At 36.6% G+C, this 21,772-nt stretch carries 21 protein-coding genes and 1 pseudogene; 21 read left to right on the top strand and 1 reads right to left on the bottom strand.

The window, feature by feature from the left end; all coding sequences use genetic code 11:
- Window positions 1-14 precede the first annotated feature (14 nt).
- The 17 genes from ACIP9W_RS10595 (at window position 15) to ACIP9W_RS10515 (ending at window position 18,967) form a co-directional block, all read left to right on the top strand.
- Window positions 15-743: an alpha/beta hydrolase gene (locus ACIP9W_RS10595; RefSeq protein WP_400788972.1), complete on the top strand. Its 729-nt coding sequence runs from the start codon at window positions 15-17 to the stop codon at window positions 741-743.
- A gap of 27 nt (window positions 744-770) precedes the next feature.
- Window positions 771-2,159, top strand: a complete 1,389-nt coding sequence (locus tag ACIP9W_RS10590) for an aminotransferase-like domain-containing protein (protein ID WP_400788970.1) — start codon at window positions 771-773, stop codon at window positions 2,157-2,159.
- Window positions 2,160-2,406: 247 nt separating this feature from the next.
- A complete protein-coding gene (locus ACIP9W_RS10585; RefSeq protein ID WP_400788968.1) occupies window positions 2,407-3,627 on the top strand; it encodes an aminotransferase-like domain-containing protein in 1,221 nt (406 codons plus the stop codon).
- Window positions 3,628-3,715: 88 nt separating this feature from the next.
- Window positions 3,716-5,026 carry an MFS transporter gene (locus ACIP9W_RS10580; protein ID WP_400788966.1) on the top strand — a complete coding sequence of 437 codons (1,311 nt, stop codon included), beginning with the start codon at window positions 3,716-3,718 and terminating at the stop codon, window positions 5,024-5,026.
- 127 nt (window positions 5,027-5,153) lie between these two features.
- Window positions 5,154-5,384 (top strand): glutaredoxin family protein, encoded by a 231-nt coding sequence (locus ACIP9W_RS10575; protein ID WP_282241823.1) that lies wholly within the window; start codon window positions 5,154-5,156, stop codon window positions 5,382-5,384.
- A gap of 157 nt (window positions 5,385-5,541) precedes the next feature.
- A complete protein-coding gene (locus ACIP9W_RS10570) occupies window positions 5,542-6,639 on the top strand; it encodes a flavin monoamine oxidase family protein (protein ID WP_400788964.1) in 1,098 nt (365 codons plus the stop codon).
- A gap of 332 nt (window positions 6,640-6,971) precedes the next feature.
- Entirely contained in the window at window positions 6,972-8,111 is a 1,140-nt protein-coding gene (locus ACIP9W_RS10565; protein WP_400788961.1) for a YibE/F family protein, read from the top strand.
- A complete protein-coding gene (locus tag ACIP9W_RS10560) occupies window positions 8,108-8,881 on the top strand; it encodes a YibE/F family protein (RefSeq protein WP_400788959.1) in 774 nt (257 codons plus the stop codon). The genes ACIP9W_RS10565 and ACIP9W_RS10560 overlap by 4 nt, the downstream gene beginning before the upstream one ends.
- 240 nt (window positions 8,882-9,121) lie before the next feature.
- Window positions 9,122-10,363, top strand: a complete 1,242-nt coding sequence (gene sstT / locus ACIP9W_RS10555) for a serine/threonine transporter SstT (protein ID WP_400788957.1) — start codon at window positions 9,122-9,124, stop codon at window positions 10,361-10,363.
- A 354-nt stretch (window positions 10,364-10,717) separates the two neighbouring features.
- On the top strand, window positions 10,718-11,896 hold the full coding sequence (locus ACIP9W_RS10550; RefSeq protein WP_400788954.1) for a NupC/NupG family nucleoside CNT transporter: 1,179 nt from the start codon (window positions 10,718-10,720) through the stop codon (window positions 11,894-11,896).
- A gap of 125 nt (window positions 11,897-12,021) precedes the next feature.
- Window positions 12,022-13,623: an ATP-binding protein gene (locus ACIP9W_RS10545; RefSeq protein WP_400788952.1), complete on the top strand. Its 1,602-nt coding sequence runs from the start codon at window positions 12,022-12,024 to the stop codon at window positions 13,621-13,623.
- Between the two features lie 18 nt (window positions 13,624-13,641).
- Window positions 13,642-14,316 carry a response regulator gene (locus tag ACIP9W_RS10540; protein ID WP_400788950.1) on the top strand — a complete coding sequence of 225 codons (675 nt, stop codon included), beginning with the start codon at window positions 13,642-13,644 and terminating at the stop codon, window positions 14,314-14,316.
- Window positions 14,317-14,361: 45 nt separating this feature from the next.
- Window positions 14,362-15,330, top strand: a complete 969-nt coding sequence (locus ACIP9W_RS10535) for a tripartite tricarboxylate transporter substrate binding protein (RefSeq protein ID WP_400788948.1) — start codon at window positions 14,362-14,364, stop codon at window positions 15,328-15,330.
- Between the two features lie 183 nt (window positions 15,331-15,513).
- A complete protein-coding gene (locus ACIP9W_RS10530; RefSeq protein ID WP_282241815.1) occupies window positions 15,514-15,672 on the top strand; it encodes a hypothetical protein in 159 nt (52 codons plus the stop codon).
- Window positions 15,673-15,817: 145 nt separating this feature from the next.
- Entirely contained in the window at window positions 15,818-16,939 is a 1,122-nt protein-coding gene (locus ACIP9W_RS10525) for an AbrB family transcriptional regulator (protein ID WP_400788946.1), read from the top strand.
- A gap of 286 nt (window positions 16,940-17,225) precedes the next feature.
- On the top strand, window positions 17,226-18,533 hold the full coding sequence (locus ACIP9W_RS10520) for a CitMHS family transporter (protein ID WP_400788943.1): 1,308 nt from the start codon (window positions 17,226-17,228) through the stop codon (window positions 18,531-18,533).
- A 224-nt stretch (window positions 18,534-18,757) separates the two neighbouring features.
- Window positions 18,758-18,967 (top strand): hypothetical protein, encoded by a 210-nt coding sequence (locus ACIP9W_RS10515; RefSeq protein WP_400788940.1) that lies wholly within the window; start codon window positions 18,758-18,760, stop codon window positions 18,965-18,967.
- Window positions 18,968-19,363: 396 nt separating this feature from the next.
- Here the strand turns inward: ACIP9W_RS10515 and ACIP9W_RS10510 are convergent, their stop codons facing one another.
- On the bottom strand, window positions 19,364-19,840 hold the full coding sequence (locus tag ACIP9W_RS10510) for an Hsp20/alpha crystallin family protein (protein ID WP_400788938.1): 477 nt from the start codon (window positions 19,838-19,840) through the stop codon (window positions 19,364-19,366).
- Between the two features lie 463 nt (window positions 19,841-20,303).
- Here ACIP9W_RS10510 and rpmG point away from each other — a divergent pair, with 463 nt between their 5' ends.
- From rpmG to cntE, 4 genes and pseudogenes are all read left to right on the top strand, one after another.
- Window positions 20,304-20,453, top strand: a complete 150-nt coding sequence (gene rpmG / locus ACIP9W_RS10505) for a 50S ribosomal protein L33 (RefSeq protein WP_142540081.1) — start codon at window positions 20,304-20,306, stop codon at window positions 20,451-20,453.
- Between the two features lie 18 nt (window positions 20,454-20,471).
- Window positions 20,472-20,741 carry a 30S ribosomal protein S14 gene (rpsN, locus tag ACIP9W_RS10500; protein ID WP_400788935.1) on the top strand — a complete coding sequence of 90 codons (270 nt, stop codon included), beginning with the start codon at window positions 20,472-20,474 and terminating at the stop codon, window positions 20,739-20,741.
- Between the two features lie 96 nt (window positions 20,742-20,837).
- Window positions 20,838-21,179: a hypothetical protein gene (locus ACIP9W_RS10495; protein WP_400788933.1), complete on the top strand. Its 342-nt coding sequence runs from the start codon at window positions 20,838-20,840 to the stop codon at window positions 21,177-21,179.
- 17 nt (window positions 21,180-21,196) lie between these two features.
- A pseudogene (cntE, locus tag ACIP9W_RS10490) lies at window positions 21,197-21,745 on the top strand (staphylopine family metallophore export MFS transporter CntE); the annotation flags it as partial.
- Window positions 21,746-21,772: the final 27 nt, after the last annotated feature.

Below are 21,772 nucleotides of genomic sequence, written 5' to 3'. Positions count from 1 at the left end.
TACGGGAGGTTAAAATGAAAATTCTACCAGCAAAAGAACTTTTTCTACAAGGAAATGAATCAGCGATATTGTTTTTACATTCTTACACAAGTCATACACGTGATATGAAAAAATTAGCTGAATATCTCAACGAACGTATTGGTTGCACATGTTATATCCCGCTATACAAAGGACACGGAGTGGAACCAGAAGCTCTGCTCAATTGTGATATTAATGATTGGTGGAAAGATGTACAAAAAGCTTACGATTTTCTACAGAAACACGGCGCAAAAAGGATTTCTGTTATAGGAATATCAGTAGGTGGTATCTTTGCATTAAAATTAGCTCAGGAAAAACCAATTGAACGACTTGTTGTAATGTCTGTCCCAAAAGAGCGGACACCAGAACGATTAAAACAACGACTCGTTGATTATGCAAAAGGATACAAGCAGCTCGAAGGGAAAACAGCTGAGGAGATTATAAATGAACTGTTGTCTTTTCAGGAAATGTCCCTACATTCTTTTGAGCTATTCCAACAGTTTATTCATCATACAATGGAGCAGAATTCTCTTATTACCGCTCCAATAGCAGTCTATTATGGAAATAGAGACGACTCTTTATATGAAAAAAGCGCAAATTTTATAGTGGAAAATGTCTCTTCAGTTAAAAAGAGAATAAAAGCTTTTCCAAATTCCACGCATTTAATGACTTTAGGGAAAGACAAGGATTCAATTTATGAAGAAGTGTTTTCTTTTTTAGTATAGAATAATTATAAAAAAGGGTTGAGTATCATGCCGGTTAATTCTTTTGAAGACTATCCAATGAGCTGGAAGCCATCGATCGATAAAACTAAAAAGCCGATTTATCAAGCACTCGCTGACCAATTGGAGCAAGATATTTTAAATGGGGTTTTACTACCTGGAACAAAACTTCCTCCACAACGAGAACTTGCGGATTATTTGGATTTAAATTTAAGCACCATTTCAAAAGCCTTTAAAGAGTGTGTGTTAAAGGGCTTGTTAAGTACATCTGTCGGAAGTGGCACCTTTGTATCGTATGATGCGTTATCGAATGCATATTTACTGGAAGATGCGAAGCCGAAGCATCTAATTGAAATGGGGGCAACACTACCAGATAATGCTTCTTTCGAGCCACTATTTCTCCAGTTGAAAAGTATGCTACAAGAGACAGATTACGAAAAATGGTTTAGTTATGGCCGAGCAGGAGAAAGCCTTTGGCAAAAGGATGCGGCTATAAAGCTAATTCGAAGAGGTGGGTTTGAAACAACGGTTGATCACATTTTATTTGCAAACGGGGGACAAAATGCCATGGCTGCCACATTGGCTAGTCTTTGTCAGCCAGGAGATCGCATTGGGGTTGATCAACATACTTACCCGGGATTGAAAACAGCTGCAGCAATGCTCAGTGTGAAAATAGTACCGATAAAATCAGAGAACAATGAAATGAGTCCAGCTGCCTTTGAATATGCTTGTAAAAATGAGCATATTAAAGGGATTTTCTTAATACCAGATTATCATAATCCGACAGCTAGCTGTATGTCTGTAGAAAATCGAAGAAAGATTGCTTCAATTGCCAAAAAGTATAATCAGTTCATTATTGAAGATGCTACGTATCATCTCCATAACAAAAAACCACTTCCGGCAATCGCATCCTTTGCACCGGAACGAGTCATACATATTGCAAGTTTATCCAAATCAATAGCTCCAGGGTTACGATTAGCCTATGTAGCGGTGCCGAGTCAATTTAAGGAGCTAATTTCAAAGGCACTTTATAATATAAATATATCAGTTTCCCCATTACTAGCAGAATTAGCAGCACGTACTATTGTATCGAATCAATTTGAGGTCTTAATTGAACGGCATCGGGAAGAAACAATTCGCAGAAACCAAGTCGTCAATCGATACTTGGAAGACTATACATGTTTAGGCCATGATGCTGGCATCTTTCGTTGGCTGTTATTACCAGGCACTATCACAGGAGCTGAGTTTGAAAAGTTAGCCGCCGAGCGCGGGGTACAAGTGTATGCGGCTGAACGATTTGTAGTTGGAAACAGTAGTCCAGAACGCGCTGTAAGGGTTGCTGTCTGTGCACCAGAATCACTTGAAGAGCTTGAGCAAGGATTGACTATACTTAAATGTTTACTAAATGATTTTATCTAATGTTGTGTTGCTATAATCAAGAAAATTATAATCGGAATTTTATGATAATATTGTTTGCCATACAATTTTAATATTGTTTGCCATACAATTTTAATGTTGTATGGCTTTTTTGTGCATGTTATCATGATTCAAATCTAGTAGGTGGATTAAAAGAAATGGATAAGGATACAGGCAGTTAGCTGATCATTAATTCTTCGGAAAAACAAAAGTAGCTATCCATATAATCATAAAAAAGGAAGGTTTATAAATGGAAAACAAATTTGCAAAGAGAACGCATTTAATAAAATCCTCGGAGACTCGTGAAATATTGAAAGTAACCGCAAGACCTGAAGTTATCTCTTTTGCGGGAGGACTACCTGCTCCAGAGTTGTTTCCTGTTGAAGCTCTTAAGGAAGCATGCAATGCCGTATTGAATGAAGCAGGTGCGGCTTCTCTTCAATATAGTACAACTGAAGGATATGTCCCTTTAAGAAAAGCTATTTGTGAAATGATGAAAGATATTGGTGTTAACTCTACTATTGAAAATGTTCTTATCACATCGGGATCCCAACAAGCAATCGATCTTACCGGAAGATTATTCATCGACGAGGGAGATACTATAATTTGTGAAAGTCCGACCTATCTTGCAGCGATTAATGTATTTAAGTCATACAATGCCAAATTCGTAGAAGTTGGTATGGATGAGAATGGCATGATGATGGAAGAGTTAGAGATAAAACTGCAAGAGCATCCTACAACAAAATTTATTTATACGATTCCTGATTTTCAAAATCCTACAGGCCGCACATTAAAGTTGGAAAGACGAAAAAGAATGATTGAGCTTGCCAATCAATATGATGTACTGATTATAGAGGATAATCCGTATGGAGCTATTAGGTTTGCTGGAGAGGAACTTCCCCCTTTGAAACATTTCGATACTGAAGGCAGAGTAATCTATTTAAGCACTTTCTCTAAAATCTTTGCTCCAGGACTTCGACTGGGATGGATTTGTGCAGATGATTCTTTAATTGAAAAGTATGTTGCTCTAAAACAAATAGCTGATTTACATACAGATAGTTTTGCTCAAAGAATTACAGCTAAGTATATGGAACTCTTTGATATCGCAGATCACATTCATAACATCAAAGCTGTTTATAAAGAAAGATGTACAACTATGCTCTCTTGTATCGAAGAACTTTTTCCCAAAAATATTTCTTATAGTAAGCCAGAAGGAGGATTATTTATATGGGTTGAGCTTCCTGAGGAGCTGGATGCAGCGCATGTATTTTCAGAGTGCTTAAGAAATAATGTTGCCTGTGTTCCCGGAACTCCTTTTTTTCCAAACGGTACAGAAAAAAATACATTACGCCTAAATTACTCCAATATGTCGAACGAGAAAATTAGGGAAGGTATGAAGCGTATGGGAGAAGTATTGCATCGTGAATTAGAAAAAGAAACAACCCTTCTTGATTCCAAGCTGACTGTCTGACCGGGATTAACATTAAGGTCAAATATGAAGTGGTACAAAACTAAAGGTTTATGCTTTTAAACAAAATTGGAGGAAGAAGGTATTCATTATGGTTAGTAAAATGAAAGACACAGCAGAAACGTACTTAAATAATCCAGAAAAACAAAAACAATTATATAAACGGACATTGCTGATTATCGTAATCTCCCAAATGTTCGGCGGAGCGGGATTGGCTGCCGGAATAACAGTTGGAGCATTGCTTGCAGCACAAATGCTTGGCACGGGAGCATTTGCAGGTATTCCTGCTGCTTTATTTACGTTAGGTTCGGCAGGAGCAGCATTAGTAGTAGGAAGACTTTCTAATCGTTATGGAAGACGCAGGGGTCTTTCCACAGGATTTATAGTAGGTGGACTTGGAGCAATAGGTGTTGTAATTGCCGCTGTCTTAAACAGTGTGATTTTATTATTCGCTTCCCTGCTCGTATATGGGGCAGGTACTGCTACAAATTTACAAGCACGTTATGCCGGTACTGATTTAGCAACCAAAAAGCAAAGGGGAACTGCAGTAAGTATAGCAATGGTTTCGACGACAATTGGAGCAGTTGCAGGTCCAAATTTAGTCGAGGTGATGGGAAGTGTGGCTCACTCTATCGGTGTTCCAGAACTCGCAGGTCCCTTCATTTTATCCGCAGCAGCATTTATATCCGCAGGGATTTTTCTCTTTATTTTTTTACGTCCTGATCCGTTCAAGATTGCATTACAAATAAATGCACATAAAGAAAATATGGAAACTAGCGAAGTTCCGGAACAGAATCCACTAAATAAAAAAGGAATTGCAGTTGGAGCTATCATTATGGTGCTTAGTCAAATTGTGATGATTTCCATTATGACGATGACGCCAATTCATATGGGACATCATGGTCACGCTCTAGGGGCAATCGGCCTTGTTATTGGTTTCCACGTCGGTGCGATGTACTTACCTTCACTTGTAACAGGAATTCTTGTTGATAAGATTGGTCGACCTGTCATGGCAATTGCTTCAGGAGTAACATTACTCCTTGCAGGAATTGTAGCATCGATAGCGCCAGGAGATTCTGTATTTTTCATGATCCTGGCCCTATCTTTACTCGGAATAGGATGGAATTTTGGATTAATAAGCGGTACAGCTTTAATTATTGATTCGACTGAACCTGCAACACGTGCTAAAACGCAAGGCACAGTGGATGTTTTTATAGCTTTAGCAGGATCTGCAGGCGGTGCCATGTCGGGTATGGTGGTTGCTGGTTCCAGTTATGAAATGTTATCACTTGCTGGTGGGATTTTATCCTTAATCCTTATTCCGATCGTTGTATGGTCTATTGGCAGTAAAAATAAACAGAAGCAGTATTTAAAGGAGTCTCCTTTAAAAATAAAGGGATAAAGACTTAGAGGGAGTTTGAGCTTTTGGCAAGGTGGTAAACAGATAAAAAGCTGATTTTTGTATTTGTAATACTAGTTTGGCTTTTAGGTGAAAGTACAAAACTAATATGAAAGAGGAGGATTTTTTGATGAATCAAATTAAAGTCTATACAACTAATACTTGTCCATATTGTACAATGATGAAAAATTTCTTAAACGAGAAGGAACTTCCTTTTGAAGAAGTAAACGTCCAGGAAGATCCGATTGCTGCAGACCGTTTAGTAAAAATGACAGGTGAAATGGGAGTTCCACAAACTGAAATAAATGGTCAATGGATACTAGGATTTGATCCGGAAAAAGTAATGCAGCTAGTTAAGTAAACTAAAAATTACTAATATCCTTAGCTGTTTAGTAAAAGTTATAAGAGAAATGAGGGTAGCGTTAGTTCTTCCTCTTTTCTCTTTTTAATGATAAAAGGAATAGCTGTTTCGTAAGTATTTTTAGACAGCTTACATATGATTGAAAAGAGGAAAGAAAATGAAAAATCCCATAGTCATTGTTGGAGCTGGTTTAAGTGGGCTTCGAGCTGCATCTCTACTCACTGCACAGGGCATCGAATGTAAGGTGCTAGAGGCTAGAGATAGGATTGGCGGTAGGGTCTTGAGTACTTCTGTTCCAAACAAACCTGAATTAGGCAAATTTGACCTTGGACCAACCTGGTTTTGGCCGCAGTATGAGAGCACGATTACTCGACTTGTTAAAGAGCTGGATTTAAAAACATTTGATCAGTACAACAAAGGGGCAATGCTTTCAGAACGTTCTCCAAACGCAGTACCAGAGCGCTATATACTGCCCGAAAATGCTGATGCAAGGTCCATTCGATTAGTAGGGGGTGTGCAATCTTTAATTGATGCTGTAGCAAAGACTATACCTTCAGAAACGGTCGAGTTAGATACACGAGTTACAGCAATCCGACTAGATAACAATTCTCTTATAGTAGAAGCAAATACTGCTGATGGAAAGAGAAAAAATTTTTCAGCAAGTGCTATTATCCTAGCATTGCCACCTAGGATTGTAGCTCATCAAATTGAATTTTCGCCCTCTCTCCCGCCAAATCTAAATGCTGATCTACTAAGCAAACCCACTTGGATGGGAGGGCAGGCTAAGGTAATTGCAGTTTATGACCGTCCCTTTTGGAGGGAAGCTGGGTTATCTGGTTTCGCAACAAGCTGGGTAGGACCCTTGCAAGAAATCCATGATGCTTCTCCTCATACAGGGGCTGGCGCATTGTTTGGTTTTTTCGGATTACCTGCAAGAATGCGCCGAACAATGGGTAAGGATGAATTTTTAAAATTAGTTATAGACCAATTGGTTATGCTCTTTGGACCCTCGGCTCAACAGGTAAGGGCTATCCTTTATAAGGATTGGGCTCAGGATACTGAGACGACTGTCGAGGAAGATTTAGATCCACTTAGAGATTTTCCGATTTATGGTCAACCACCAAATGCAGGAATTTGGGAAAAGAAAATTTATTTTGCTGGAACTGAGACTAATTCACAATTTGGCGGCCATCTGGAAGGTGCACTTCAATCAGCTGAACAGGCAGCTGCTGAGATTATTCAGTTAAAGAACTAGCCGTAATGATACATTTTATACTGGTCTAAAAAATAAAACAAACAAGAACACCTTTCGTTGAAAGTGGGTATACAATACCTAGATTATCAACGTGAAGGTGTTTTTTTCTATAGCGTAAAAAATCATTCTAATAAAAACAGAACTATAAGAAATATTATAATGACAACAATAATTTGGTAATATACTACAATAGGAATTTGCTCTTATCTTCTAATCCATACTTAAAAGAGTAGCAGTTTTTCTAATAGTTGTTTTCATATAATTTCCAAACAATATTCTGTAGAGCTATACTGAAATTATAATCTAGAAACATTTTTAGCGGAGGTCCTTGAATGAATTTGGTAGGAAGTATTTATAAAAAGATGAGCTCCAAAGATAAAGTAATTATTGCCATAGTTCTATGTTGTTTTATAGGTTCTGTTATTTTTGTTTTTAATAATTATTCCTTTTATGACAAACCTATAGCAAAGATTGTCCATACCAATATAGAAGATGTGGTCAAAGTAAGTGATATAAATGGTAATGAAGATACTTTATATACACAGCATATAATTGCAAAATTATTAAATGGAGAAGAAAAAGGAAAGGAGATTCATTTAACAAATGAATACTCCCAATCCAAAGCCTATGATCATGAGTTTCAGATTGGAAATGAGTTATTTGTTAAAATCGATCAAAGTGATAAAAAGGATGCAGATTTAACGGGAACAATTCAAGAGGTCAAACGGGATAAGTATTTGTTGCTGATTGGATGGGTATTTATCATTGTTTTACTGATTGTCGGGAAAAAACAAGGTCTATTCTCGTTTATTAGTTTAGTATTTAATGCCATCCTTTTATCATATGCACTGGATATCTATATTCATAATTCTAGTCAAAGTCTCTTATGGATTTGTGGAATAAGTGTTATTTTGTTTACGGTCATTTCATTGTTACTTGCGAACGGTTTAAATGAGAAAACATATGCAGCTATCATCGCGACCTTGCTTGGAACTTTTGTATCGCTATTGATTACATACCTTGTTTTGTTGGTAACTGGGGAAAAAGGACTTCGTTATGAGGAAATGCAGTTTATTACTCGTCCGTATCGCATGGTATTTATGGCAGGATTATTCCTTGGTTCTTTAGGTGCTGTAATGGATGTAGCTATAACGATGTCTTCTTCGATTTTTGGGTTATATGAGAAAAATAATTACATATCTGTAAAGGCACTCATTAAATCAGGAATGGAAATCGGAAAAGATATTATGGGCACGATGACAAATATTTTGTTTTTTGCTTATGTAAGTGGTTCGATTCCAACGCTTATTCTCTATTTTAAAAATGCTTCTCCATTTGGTTATACGATTTCCTTAACTCTTTCACTGGAATTGGCGCGTGCATTAGCGGGAGGAATAGGAATTGTGTTGACCATTCCGATAGGTCTGTATACGACCTTATTTTTCGTGAATAGAAAGAGGGCAAGACTATGAATGTATTAGTGCTATTAGGCGGTATCTTGTTTCTATTAATGACCATTATTGGAGGCAGAAAAGGGGTAAGGTCTTTTTTTGCTTTGTTTTTCAACTTTGCTGTCATTATAATAACAGTTATTTTGCTATGCTCCCCGGATATTGACCCAGTGATTGTAACTTTAAACGCCTGTGTAGTGATTAGCTGCATCAATCTTTTCTATATTAATGGAGTGAATAGCAAAACAAAAACCGCTTTTCTGTCCACGATTATTTGTATTGTTATCTTACTTTTATTTATTATCTTCGTAACGAATAAATCAATGATACAAGGATTTGGCGAAGAAGAAATAGGGGAGCTTGGAGCGTTTTCCTTATTAGTCGAAGTAGATTTTGTGAAAATTGCAGTGTCAGTGATTATTATGAGTACAATTGGAGCAATTACGGATACGGCAATAGCAGTTTCCTCTCCTATGCGGGAAATCCATTATCATCATCCGGACATTAGTCGAAAAGAGTTATTCCTCTCTGGATTGTCTATTGCAAGAGATATATTAGGAACTAGTGCAAATACACTGTTTTTTGCGTTCTTTGGGGGATATTTAGCATTACTCATATGGTTTAAAGATTTATCGTATTCCGTTGGGGATATCGTCAATTCGAAGATTTTCAGTGCCGAAATAATCACGATCCTTTGTGCTGGAATTGGAGTGACACTAGTTATCCCTATAACCACATGGATTACTGCTTATTTTTTTGTGAGGAATAAAGGAACAAATGAAAAAGTATGATAAAAAGGTTCATTACTATATATTTTCTAACCTTCAAATAATTATTTGGAGGTTTTCTTATTTGATACACAGCACCAATTAGAATAAGCAAAAAATAACAATATAACATTCGAAAAATTTGTGTTAAAATAAAATATCAGTCTATTTAATGATAAAATAAGTACATATTATTTCAACTGGGGAGAAGTGATTGTACTCTTTTATAATAGATGTGTGAAGAATATGTTGGGGGATAGTAGGATGAAAAATTTATTAATTAAATGGAACCAAATTAGCCTTGTAAAAAGGATTGTAGTCGGTATTATAATCGGTGTTATCTTAGCATTAACCCTTCCTAATGCCGCAAGTGGAGTTACGATTCTTGGTTCATTATTTGTTGGAGCACTAAAGGCAGTTGCACCAGTACTAGTATTATTCTTAGTTATGCACGCCATTGCTGGACATAAAAGCGGTAAGAAAACGAATATGAAGTCAATTCTGTTTCTTTATTTGCTTGGTACATTCTTAGCTGGTGCTGTGGCCGTAGTTGCAAGCTTTATATTCCCGGTCACATTAACATTAACAACAGGGGCTGAAGATCTTGCACCGCCAGAAGGTATTGTGGAAGTTGTTCAAACATTATTATTTAACTTAGTTGCTAATCCGGTTGATGCTATTATAAATGCAAACTATCTAGGTATACTAACGTGGGCAGTTGTACTTGGACTTGCCTTAAAGAGTGCAAGTCAAAATACGAAAGACATGTTAGGTAGTTTTTCAGATGCAATTACGAAAGTAGTACAATGGGTGATCAATTTAGCGCCACTTGGTATTTTGGGGCTTGTATTTGATGCAATTGTTACAAGTGGGCTTTCTGCTTTAGTTGAATATGGTAGATTGATTTTGATTTTAGTAGGATGTATGTTGTTTATCGCACTTGTCGTGCATCCATTACTTGTATTTATTTATACGCGAAAAAACCCTTATCCGCTTGTTTTCATGGTTTTAAGAGAAAGTGGTATTACGGCATTCTTTACACGTAGTTCTGCTGCTAATATTCCAGTAAATATGAAGTTATGTGAAAAACTTGGCTTAGATGAAGATACATATGCAGTATCCATTCCTCTAGGTGCTACTATTAATATGGCTGGAGCAGCGGTTACAATTGCAGTGCTAACGCTTGCTACAGTAAAAACGCTAGGTATTGAAGTCGATTTTGTCACTGCACTTCTGCTTTCCGTTGTAGCAGCTATTTCTGCAGCGGGTGCATCAGGTGTTGCAGGTGGATCTCTATTACTTATCCCTTTAGCTTGTAGCTTATTTGGAGTTCCAGCTGATATTGCGATGCAAGTTGTAGGGGTAGGTTTTATCATTGGTGTTATTCAAGATTCTTGTGAAACTGCACTGAATTCTTCTTCTGACGTATTGTTCACAGCAGCGGCTGAAGAAGCTAAAGTACGTAAAGAAAACAAAGTTGGTAAAGCATCTCCTGTTAATTCTTAAAAAGTACAGCCATAAAAGCTTTATAAGCTACTATTACCGAAGATAATTCGGTGATGGTGGCTTTTTTGTTTTAATTGGAGAAAGTTGAGGTAAATAAAGACTAGTCCTCTAAATAGTGGTGGAATTGAAAAAATAGTCACAAAGACATAAGTTACGATAATGGAATCGAATATATGCTTATTTCACTTTGTTTCTTTTATATGACGTGACCATAATATTCCAATATTTCTTTTGAAATCGGTAACATTTTATAAATAGTATTTGGACATAATGAGTAATAAATGTATACTTAGTAAGGAAGTTTAATGGTCAGACGTTTGACCTTCTAATAATACTATTTCGTGGAGGCATTAAATGAACTATTTAATCTCAATCTTAGGCTTAATTGTTGTGTTGGCTCTTGCCTGGGTTGCAAGTAATAATCGCAAAGGAATAAAGATCAGACCAATTATCCAAATGCTTGTTATTCAAGTAATACTAACTTTCTTATTACTAAATACGAAATTTGGATTGATACTTATTAAGGGAATCGCAGCTGGTTTTGAAAAATTACTCGAATTCGCGAATGAAGGAATCAATTTTGTCTTTGGTGGCCTTGCGAACGAAGGACAAGCTCCTTTCTTCTTATCAGCTCTACTTCCTATCGTATTCATCTCAGTTTTAATAGGAATTCTGCAACATATTAAAGTGCTTCCTTTCATTATGAAATGGATTGGCTGGGTCATCAGTAAAGTAAACGGCATGGGTAAGTTAGAATCATACAACGGAGTAGCATCTGCTATCGTTGGACAATCTGAAGTTTTCATTACGGTGAAAAAACAGCTTGGTCATCTATCTCCTCAACGTCTATATACACTTTCTGCATCAGCGATGTCTACTGTATCGATGTCTATTGTCGGTGCTTATATGACGATGATTGAACCTAGATATGTCGTAACGGCAATTGTGATTAACTTATTTGGAGGATTCATTATTGCTTCCATCATCAATCCTTACACTGTAACAGAAGAAGAGGATCTCCTTGTTATCCAAACAGAAAAACAAAGCTTCTTTGAAATGTTGGGTGAGTATATTTTAGATGGATTCAAGGTTGTCATTATAGTTGCTGCGATGTTACTCGGTTTCGTTGCCCTAATGGCAGGCATAAATACTTTGTTTGATATGATATTCGGAATTTCATTCCAACAAATTATTGGTTATGTCTTTGCCCCATTTGCGATTTTAATGGGTATCCCTGTTTCAGAATCAGTAACAGCAGGTGGTATTATGGCTACTAAATTAGTGACAAACGAATTTGTGGCAATGCTCTCATTAAATGAATTAGCGTCAGGCTTGAGTGAGCGATCAATTGGAATTCTTTCTGTTTTTCTTGTTTCCTTTGCAAACTTCTCTTCTATTGGAATTATTTCCGGTGCAGTAAAAGGCCTTCATGAAAAACAAGGTAATGTTGTAGCGCGAATGGGCTTGAAGCTTTTATACGGAGCAACGTTAGTAAGTGTATTATCAGCAGTTATTGTAAGCTTTATCCTATAATCTTAACAAAGAAGATTCGCTATTCGTAGCGGATCTTCTTTTTCGTATTACCGTCCTATCATGTAAATTTGTTGGAGAAATGCTAAAATTGAAAAGATAGTTATTTTAAGAAAAGAGTTTTGACCATGAATAAACTTAAAAATATTCCATTACAAACAAAAATATTAGGTCTAATTAGTACGTTAATTCTTTTAATCATTATTCTTCTCGCAAGCATATTTGCTTACCTTCAATCGGTCGATACTAGAAATCATGTGAAACAGCTGGCGTTGCAATCAGCAAAGTCGATTTCTCTTATGCCCGAGCTTAGGGATGCTATTGAACAAAAAGATATTGAGACTCACTTCCGACCAATTGCCGAGCAAGTAAAAGATCAGGTGCATGCGGCAAATATTATTATTGAAAATCGGGAGGGCATTATTTATTCACATACGAATCCAAGCCTGGTTGGTCAGAAGAGTTTAGACAATACCAGTTATCAGACGTTGGTATTTGGTGGTTCTAATAATTTTGAATTGCAGCGTGAGGAAGGCGCAGTTTTAATTGGGAAGGTTCCGATTATGGCGGATTATGGAGAATATACTCAAGTGATTGGAACAGTATCTGTCGAGTTTCTGGAAAGAGACATCTATGAGAGTATATATCAGCGAGTGAAAATTATTATTATCGCATCACTAATTGTATTGCTGTTAGGAATTACTGGCGGTATATTCCTAACAAAAAGTATAAGAAAAGATACGTTGGGGTTGGAACCACATGAAATTGCTGCATTGTATCGGGAAAGAAGTGCCATTCTTTTATCTGTTAAAGAGGGAATTATAGCTATTGATGAAAATGGATTTTTAACTTTGATCAATCATTCTGCAAAGTCTATGTTGAACCTTAACGAAAAAGATTTTATAGGTCAGCATATTCAGCATGTCCTTCAGGATATAAACATAGAGGATGCGTTACAGACAGGAAAGACTGCTCATAATGTGGAGGTCTTGATCAATGATAAAATGTTCATCTTTAATATAATCCCGATAATCGAAAGTGGAAATGTCACAGGCGTCGTTTCTAGTTTTCGAGACAAAACGGAGTTAAAAAAGTTGATGAATACAATAACAGAGGTACGTGACTATTCAGATGGACTTCGAGCACAAACACATGAGTACACCAATAAATTATATTTGTTATCAGGATTATTACAGTTAGAACGATATCAAGATGCATTTGAGCTTATTCAAAAAGAGTCTATTACTCATCAGCAGCAAAATGATATATTATTTAACCAAATTCATGATGCAAATGTCCAAGCTATTTTGTTAGGTAAGCTAGGAAAAGCATCGGAAAAGAAAATTAGGCTTGAAATTGATGCCGAAAGCTATGTAGACCCTTTACCAAGTCATATAGAGGTAACAGATATCATCACAATTATAGGAAATCTTCTCGATAATGCGTTTGATGCGGTTGCAGAGCAGAATGAGAAAAAAGTGACTTTTTCTATAATGGGACTTGGAAACGATATTATTATAGAAGTAATGGACAGCGGAAAAGGAATTTCAGACGACTTGTTGGCATCCTTGTTTACGCTAGGTTACTCCTCTAAAGGTGAAAATAGGGGGTATGGTCTATTTAATGTCAACCGCATTGTAGAATCGCTAGGTGGAACAATTGAAGTGAGTAATGAACCTAATGGTGGGTCTATTTTTACAGTCTACCTTCCTAAAAAGGTTTTCGGATAGAGTAAGGAGTGGGATAAAGTGATTAAAGTTGTAATAGTAGAGGACGATTTTCGAATTGCCCAAGTACAGGAACAATTTTTGCAAAAGGTAACGGGTGTAAAATTGGTCGGGAAGGCGTTAAATGCGAAAGAAGCGATGGAGCTTTTAAACGAAAATGAAGTAGATTTACTTTTGCTAGATATCTATTTGCCCGATAAGCTTGGTACTGATTTATTAGCTACAATTAGAGAGAGTTATCCAGCAGTTGATATTATTATGGTGACAGCTGCAACGGAACGAACAATGCTTGAGAAGACAGCCAGATATGGTGTATTTAACTATCTATTAAAACCAGTAACCATGAAAAAGTTTGTAGAAACCATTGAAGATTATAAAAGAAGAAAAGAATTATTAAGTAAGAGTGATGAGATAGATCAGACAATGATTGATAGATTCTTTGGAATCACCAACCAATCGACAATCCTGGAAAAGGATCTTCCTACTGGTGTTGATCGCCATACGTTAAAGAAAATAAAAGAAGTGGTGGAAGAGCTTAAAGGCGTCTCTATCGATGAAATGAGTGAGACGATGGGGGTATCTAGAACGACTGCAAGAAGATATCTAGAATTTCTTGTTTCAGAAAATGTCTGCATCGCAAAACATGAGTATGGAATTGTAGGAAGGCCTCAGCGAAAATATTACTTAATAGAATAACAAGTAATATTCATTCTATTTGAATCAATTAACGAGGGATAAACAATGAGGAAAAAAATAATAGTCATTGTGATGATTTTGGTGACGCTATTAACCGGATGTTCACCTAAAAAGAATCAAGAAGTCATTGCAAATGAAGTAACGATTATTGCCCCGAGTTCAATGGGTGGAGGCTGGGACTTAACAGCACGGGCAATGCAAGACGTTTTAATAAGTGAAAACTTAATAGACGAAGATATTCAAGTAATGAATAAAATAGGAGCTGGTGGAGAGTTAGGCTGGAAATATACAAAACAGCAAAAAAGTCATGTATTAGCTATTAATTCTAGTTTGCTCATTACCAATCATTTATTAGGCCAAAGTAAGATAACCTATAAAGACTTTACGCCAATCGCCACGTTAGCTACGGAATGGGAGGTTGTGATCGTTTCTAAGGATTCAACTATAAGCAGTGCAAGGAGCTTAATGAACAATATGAAAGAAGCCTCCCATAATTTTAAAATTGGTGTTTCTCCAAGATTAGGGAATGATGATCAGCTATCGTTTGTATTGGCGGGTAAACAAGTGGGATTAAAATCCGATGAGCTTGATTTTTATATATATGAAAACAGTGCTCAAGTAGTAGATGCCTTATTAAAAAAGCAAATAGATGTGGCAACCATGACCTTAGCAGAGGCTAAAAAATATTACGATATAAATCAAGTGAAAATGCTCGTTATTTCATCAGATAAAAGATTAAAAGAGCTTCCAGATGTTCCTACATGGTCAGAGGAAGGCATAGACTTAGTATTTGAACATTGGCGTGGTGTGATGGGACCGCCGAACATGACGAAGGATGAAATTCAATTTTGGGATACGACATTTGAAAAAATGGTGCAAACAGAAAAGTGGCAGCAAACGCTAGGGAAGTATATGTGGAAAGACTTTTATAAGAACAGTAGTGAAACTGCAAAATTTCTAGAAGAGCAAGATAGGATGTATGAGGCTTTAATGAATGTAAATAGGGAAGACTAATATGTCTATGAACAAAATAAACAAAATAGTTTAAATAAATTTAATGATATAATATTTCGTATTATTTACTTTTTACACTAATAGCTGTACGATTGGCAAAAGTACAAGACACTGGCTTGTTTCGAACCTAGCTACTGTCTTTACATCGTTACTTTTTAATATAACTATTGGAGGAACGGATAAATGTGGATTCTAACTGTTTATACGAATGATGGTAGTATTAAAATGTTTGAATTTGAGGACGAAAAAGAAGCAAGAGAATCAACTGAAAAGATAAAAGACAATAAAATTCTCTCAAATGTCGTCTATTTCAACGATCGTATTATAGAAGCTGTTATTTAAGAGGAATGTTATAATTACAAGGTTGACTCCAAGATCTATGTGTCAATATCTCCCCCTTTTCATACAAGAGGGGCGAGAGGTACTACATAATCTGAGACAGCCTTTTTTTTCGTATATAAGTGATTAGTAAGAACGGGAGGACATCATGACTTTAGTATCTGTTGTTAAGTTGATAAATAAAAGAAAACAAAGCCAGCTTCCATTTATAGAAACTTTACTATGTGGCATATTAGGTGGTTTGATATTCACATTATTAAAATTACCATTGTCGTGGATGTTAGGACCTTTAACCGCTGTTATAGTTTGGAAGTTATTATCCAAACGGAATTTATATTGGCCGGCAAGTTTTAAAAATGGAGGTCAAATGTTACTAGGTTATAGTATGGGCCTATCGTTTACGATTGCTAGTGCGAAACAGATTGTAGACCAGCTACCATCCATGGCTATTATTACTATTCTAATGGTAGTTGTCGGACTGGCAATTGCTTTTTTTGTTTCCAAATTAACTGGAATTAATATAGCAAGTGCGGTAATGGGGACGACACCAGGTGGGTTATCCCAAATGGTTTTATTGAGCGAAGAGATCAAGGGAGCAGATTCCACTGTTGTTATCTTCATGCAAACAATTAGAATGTTAACTGTTATCTTCATTGTACCTACACTGTCGATTCATGCATTTTCAAGTGGTGGAACAGTAGCCGGAACCCCTACTGTTGATGTAGTAACGCAATCAGAATACAGCAATTTTTTTCAAATTATTACGGTTCTTATCATTGTTCTACTTATCACTGCGTGTGCAGTTCGCTTCAAATTTCCAACACCATGGATTATAGGACCTCTACTATCATCCGCTATATTAACTGTGGCTGGCTTTGGAACATTTCCGTTACCTCACATACTTATCATACTTGCACAGCTTTGCTTAGGTGTTTATTTGGGTCTCGGAATAAAAATGGATATGCTGAAAAATTGGAAAAAGCTACTGCCCTTTTCGATTGTTTCTGGATTATTGATTGTTGGTTTTGCACTCGTTTTAGCTTATGGCTTACATATTGTCTATCCGATTTCAATGACTACAGCCTTTTTATGTATAGCTCCAGGTGGATTACCAGAAATGGGTGTTACGGCACACACCGTCCAAGCGGATGTATCAATGGTTACCGCCTATCAATTGTTTCGTGTTTTTTTCATATTGTTTATCGTTCCGATTTTTTTAAGGTATGTATTTGGTGGCCCGGATGTTTTAGAGAGTTCGGTAAAAGCTTAACTTATTCTATTTAAAGACTTACGACCTAATTTGTAACCTGCACTCCCATATATATAGCTCAAAAAACGCTTGGATTTACCAAGCGTTTGCCTATATCAATTCCCAATTTTCGAATAATAATTTTAATGTACTAAATAGCTATAAAGTATTTAAATAACTATATTTTGTAAACGTTTACATAGATGTTTTCCTCCTTTATATTAATTAAATAATATCTAAATTGTTTAATTATTTTCCATATTTGATAAATGACATTTGGGGAAAAGAAGTAGTGAGGGGGAAAAGTATGTTAGCACTTTTAGGTTTTTCAATGATTGCGGTATTTATGTACTTAATAATCTCAAAACGCATGTCCGCTATGGTTGCGTTAGTTGCGATACCGATTTTGTTTGCATTGCTCGGAGGATTTGGACCAGGCATCGGTGAAATGATGCTAGAGGGTATAAAACAAGTAGCACCGACTGGTGTCATGTTAATGTTTGCTATACTTTACTTTGGTATAATGATCGATGCGGGCTTATTTGACCCACTTGTTGCAAAGATTTTAGCGATTGTTAAAGGTGATCCGTTAAAGATTGTTGTAGGTACAGCTATTCTTGCAATGATTGTAGCACTTGACGGTGATGGAACAACAACATATATGATTACAGTATCGGCAATGCTGCCGTTATATAAGCGCATTGGAATGAACCCACTTATCTTAACATGTGTTGCGATGCTCTCATTTGGCGTTATGAACATGACACCTTGGGGTGGACCGACAGCTAGAGCGGTAGCAGCATTGCAGCTTGATGTAGCAGATGTGTTTACACCTCTTATCCCTGTTATGGCTGCAGGAATTCTGTGGATTTTATTTACGGCGTTCATTCTTGGGAAAAAAGAGCGTAAAAGATTGGGAGTTGCCAAAATCCAATATTCAAAGGAAGAGATGCTTGCTGTAAGTGAGTTAGCTGCAACTTCCACAGTAGAAGACTATAAACGACCAAAAATGTTATGGGTTAACCTTGCATTAACAGTTGCACTGATTGTTTGTTTGGTTACTTCTGTATTACCATTATCTACTTTGTTCATGATTGCTTTTGTTATAGCGCTAATGATTAACTATCCAAATCTAGAAGATCAGAAAGCTAGAATATCTCACCATGCAGGAAATGTACTTGCAGTTGTTGGATTAGTTTTTGCTTCGGGTATTTTCACTGGAATTTTATCTGGAACGGAAATGGTTGATGCAATGGCCAATAGCTTAGTTGCCGTTATTCCAGAATCTTTTGGTTCGAGTTTTGCTGTTATTACTGCGGTAACAAGTATTCCATTTACTTACTTTATGGCAAATGATCCTTACTATTTCGGTGTGTTGCCAATCTTGGCTGAAACTGCAGCAGCTTATGGGGTAGATCCAATAGAGATTGCGCGTGCTTCTATATTAGGTCAACCAGTCCATGCGATGAGCCCATTAATGGCTTCTGCTTACCTACTTGTGGGGATGGCTGGTGTAGAATTTGGAGATCATCAAAAGTTTATCATTAAGTGGGCATTAGGTTCATGTTTTGTCATGATTATAGCAGCAATTTTGTTAGGAGTTATAACTTTCTAATATAAAAAATCATCTCGGCTTTTTAGCTAGAGATGATTTTTTTGTGGTTCTGGGAGTTGGATGGCATGGAATTCGGTGGTGGAATAGTCAAAAGGCAAGTGATCATAATATTTACTAATAGAGGAATTTTTCAGTCTAAAACAGGAATGTATAAGTGATGGTACAATAGGAATTCAGGTAGATTATTGGTCTAATCGAATGTCAAAACTATTGGAGGTGTGAATATGAATAAAAAATGGACGATTGAACAAATACGAGATTATGTTGCGAAGAACTCAGATAGTGAATTACTTTCAAAAGAATATCTAGGTTTTTCGCAAAAACTACAGTTTAAATGTTCATGTGGAAATGAATTTGAAAAGACGTTTACAAAGTTTAAAGGTAGCAATCAGAAAAAATGTTCCAACTGTCAAGAAGCGAGACCTTCTCGTTAAAGTTTTTTAATAGAACCAAAAAGAAACCAGATCATAGTACTTAATCTATGTTTGGTTTCTTTTCGTTTCTGGCTTCTGAAATTATTGCAAGGAAATATATCCCGTAATATATTCCAATAAATGGTCTGACGAGACATAACAGATCGCGAACGCTGGCACTATTTACTAATCGGTATCCCCATAACCTGAAGATCTCCCTGCACTATTATCCAGTTAATGGTTAAGGGCAATCAATCAGTCATTGGAAGCAACCAATTCTATTCGGAAAGCAACTAAATCAGTATAAGAGCAACCAAATTGCCGATGAAAGCAACTAATTCTTAAAGTAGGATGTTTACATGGATTGACAACGATAACTTCCGCACAGTATCCCTACTATATGTGAAATCCCAATAATCATTGGTCATCAATTGTAAGGAATCTTCGCTGCACAGCATTCTTTGGAAAAGAGATTCTTAAAATTTCATTTTGAAAAGTGACTAAGGTGTCTTGTTCTGGGATTGTATAAGGGAGGGTAACCATTTGCTCTCTTCGCGAATAAAATTGTTTTCTACCTGTGTGCGTCGGGTATTGAATTTCTTCTTGAAGCGAGTCCTCCACACCTATCCTTATAACATTCCCTATAATATCCAGTTTTATTTGATTTCGATTGCAACCAGGTAATTTTGCTTCGACAATCACGTCCGTTGCAGTTTCATGTGTATCAATTTGAAATGAATTTAGGGGAAGATGATTGTCCAGATGGTTAAAAAATTGACTGAAAAGCGAATCCATTTGTTGCATCATATTCCATAGTGGTTTAAAACCAAATTCCGGTGCTTCCATGAAATGATCTTTTTTGTTTTGGGGAAGATTGCTATCGCCATAAGTCATTTTTGTTCCTCCTACCATTTTTAATACTCATGCATACATTATGTAGTAGCGAAAGAATGGTAGTGGGCTAAGTGAAATGATTTATGTACAAGCGAATAAAGTGAACCTTCAACCAGGGGGGGTTCGACGCACAGGACGTGCTAGTGGGGGCGTTGCGACATGGACGTCGGGCTTTTAGTCCCGTCATCCCCACTGATTGTTAGTTGTGTCCCACCCGATGTTGCGTACTTAGTCTGGGATCATTTCATCGGGCGCATGCCAGCAGTTGATCTCCCACTTATCTTTTCGCTTTTCTTAAATCTTGAAGTTACTGCCCGCTAATGCGGGATAAAATTTCCTTTACTTTTTACAAATGTTATGATTTAATTCATTATATCAACTAAATCGTAACCATTACTATTTATGGTGTATAGCTGATAATTTGTAAATTATAAGGAAATTATTACTAGGAGGAACAGCAAACATGAGAGTAAATATTACATTGGCTTGTACAGAGACGGGCGATCGCAATTATATTACAACGAAGAACAAACGGACCAATCCGGAACGTATTGAACTAAAAAAATATTGCCCCCGTCTACGCAAAGTAACACTTCATAGAGAAACAAAATAATAAAAGGGAGGTATTACAATGGCAAAAAAATCGAAAGTGGTTAAGGACAAAAAACAGCGAGAATTGGTTATTCGCTATGCAGAAATTAGGAAGGAATTAAAAGAAAAAGGAGATTATATTGCGCTCAGCAAGCTTCCGAAAAATTCATCACCTACGCGATTGAAAAATCGGTGTGAAGTGACTGGAAGACCAAGAGGTTATATGCGCAAATTCAATATGTCCAGAATTGCATTTCGAGAATTGGCACATAAGGGACAATTACCCGGTGTGAAAAAATCGAGTTGGTGATATAAATCAGGATTACATTAAATGCTTTAGTTCTCGTTTATAACACTTGAAGAGAAGGACATGTATCCCTTTCTTTTTTTACGCGAGGTGAGTAATTTGAATGAACGACTTGTAGAGTTTTTGTTTCGAAGTGAGGTAGCAAAGCTTCCGGATGACAAAAGAGAATTGTATCAATTTATTGTAAACATAGAAGATAGTTTGGCGGAAAAAGCAGAGAATGCAGAGGAGTTTTGCCAGCTTTTAATCAAATACTCACCAGTTAACTTGGCTGCTTCTCGCTTTAACCTATCTTACGATAAGGTTGTACAAAGAATAGAAGCAATAGATGCAGAGCTTCATGAAAAAATAGAAACCCGATGTCAAAGGGTAGAATGGATAGACTACACGAAACATTTTCCTTTAGTAGAGGGCAAACGCGTTTTTTTATTTAAGAACTAATTCTTTTAAGTTAATAGTTTCTATTTATGTGTAGTATATTAATGTTAGGATCTTCCATTATATTTGGTGCTATAACTACTTTTATTCCTTTATATACGGTTGAAGTGGAGGGTGGAAGTGCTGGGGTTTACCTTATGCTTCAAGCATTTACTGTAGTGCTTGCCCGTTTCTGTTTAAGAAAGAAAATACCTTCAGATGGTAAATGGCATACGTCCTTTATTATTGCAACGATGTCCATGCTTGCTGTTGGGACACAGTGTGTAAGCTTTGCAATAACAGGAGGGGCAGTGTTTTTATACATAGGAGCGATTTTAATAGGGATTGCTCAAGCTATTGTGTATCCGACATTAACGACCTATTTATCGTTTGTGTTATCTTCACAAAATCGTAATGTGCTTATTGGCTTGTTTATCGCCATGGCTGATTTAGGGGTATCGTTAGGTGGACTTTTAATGGGTCCGGTTGTGGATTTAGCTTCCTTTTCATTTATGTACAAGCTTTGTGCTATTTTAGGTTTAGGGATGGTCATCTTTTCTTATGTGCAGCGAAATACATATCTAGAGTAGAATTTGTTAGAAAGTTGAATCTAGTCA

The sequence above is a fragment of the Psychrobacillus sp. NPDC093180 genome (assembly GCF_044754065.1).
GTDB lineage: Bacteria > Bacillota > Bacilli > Bacillales_A > Planococcaceae > Psychrobacillus.
Note: the sequence above shows the minus strand (reverse complement) of the source record. Positions and strands in the feature narration are given on the sequence as shown.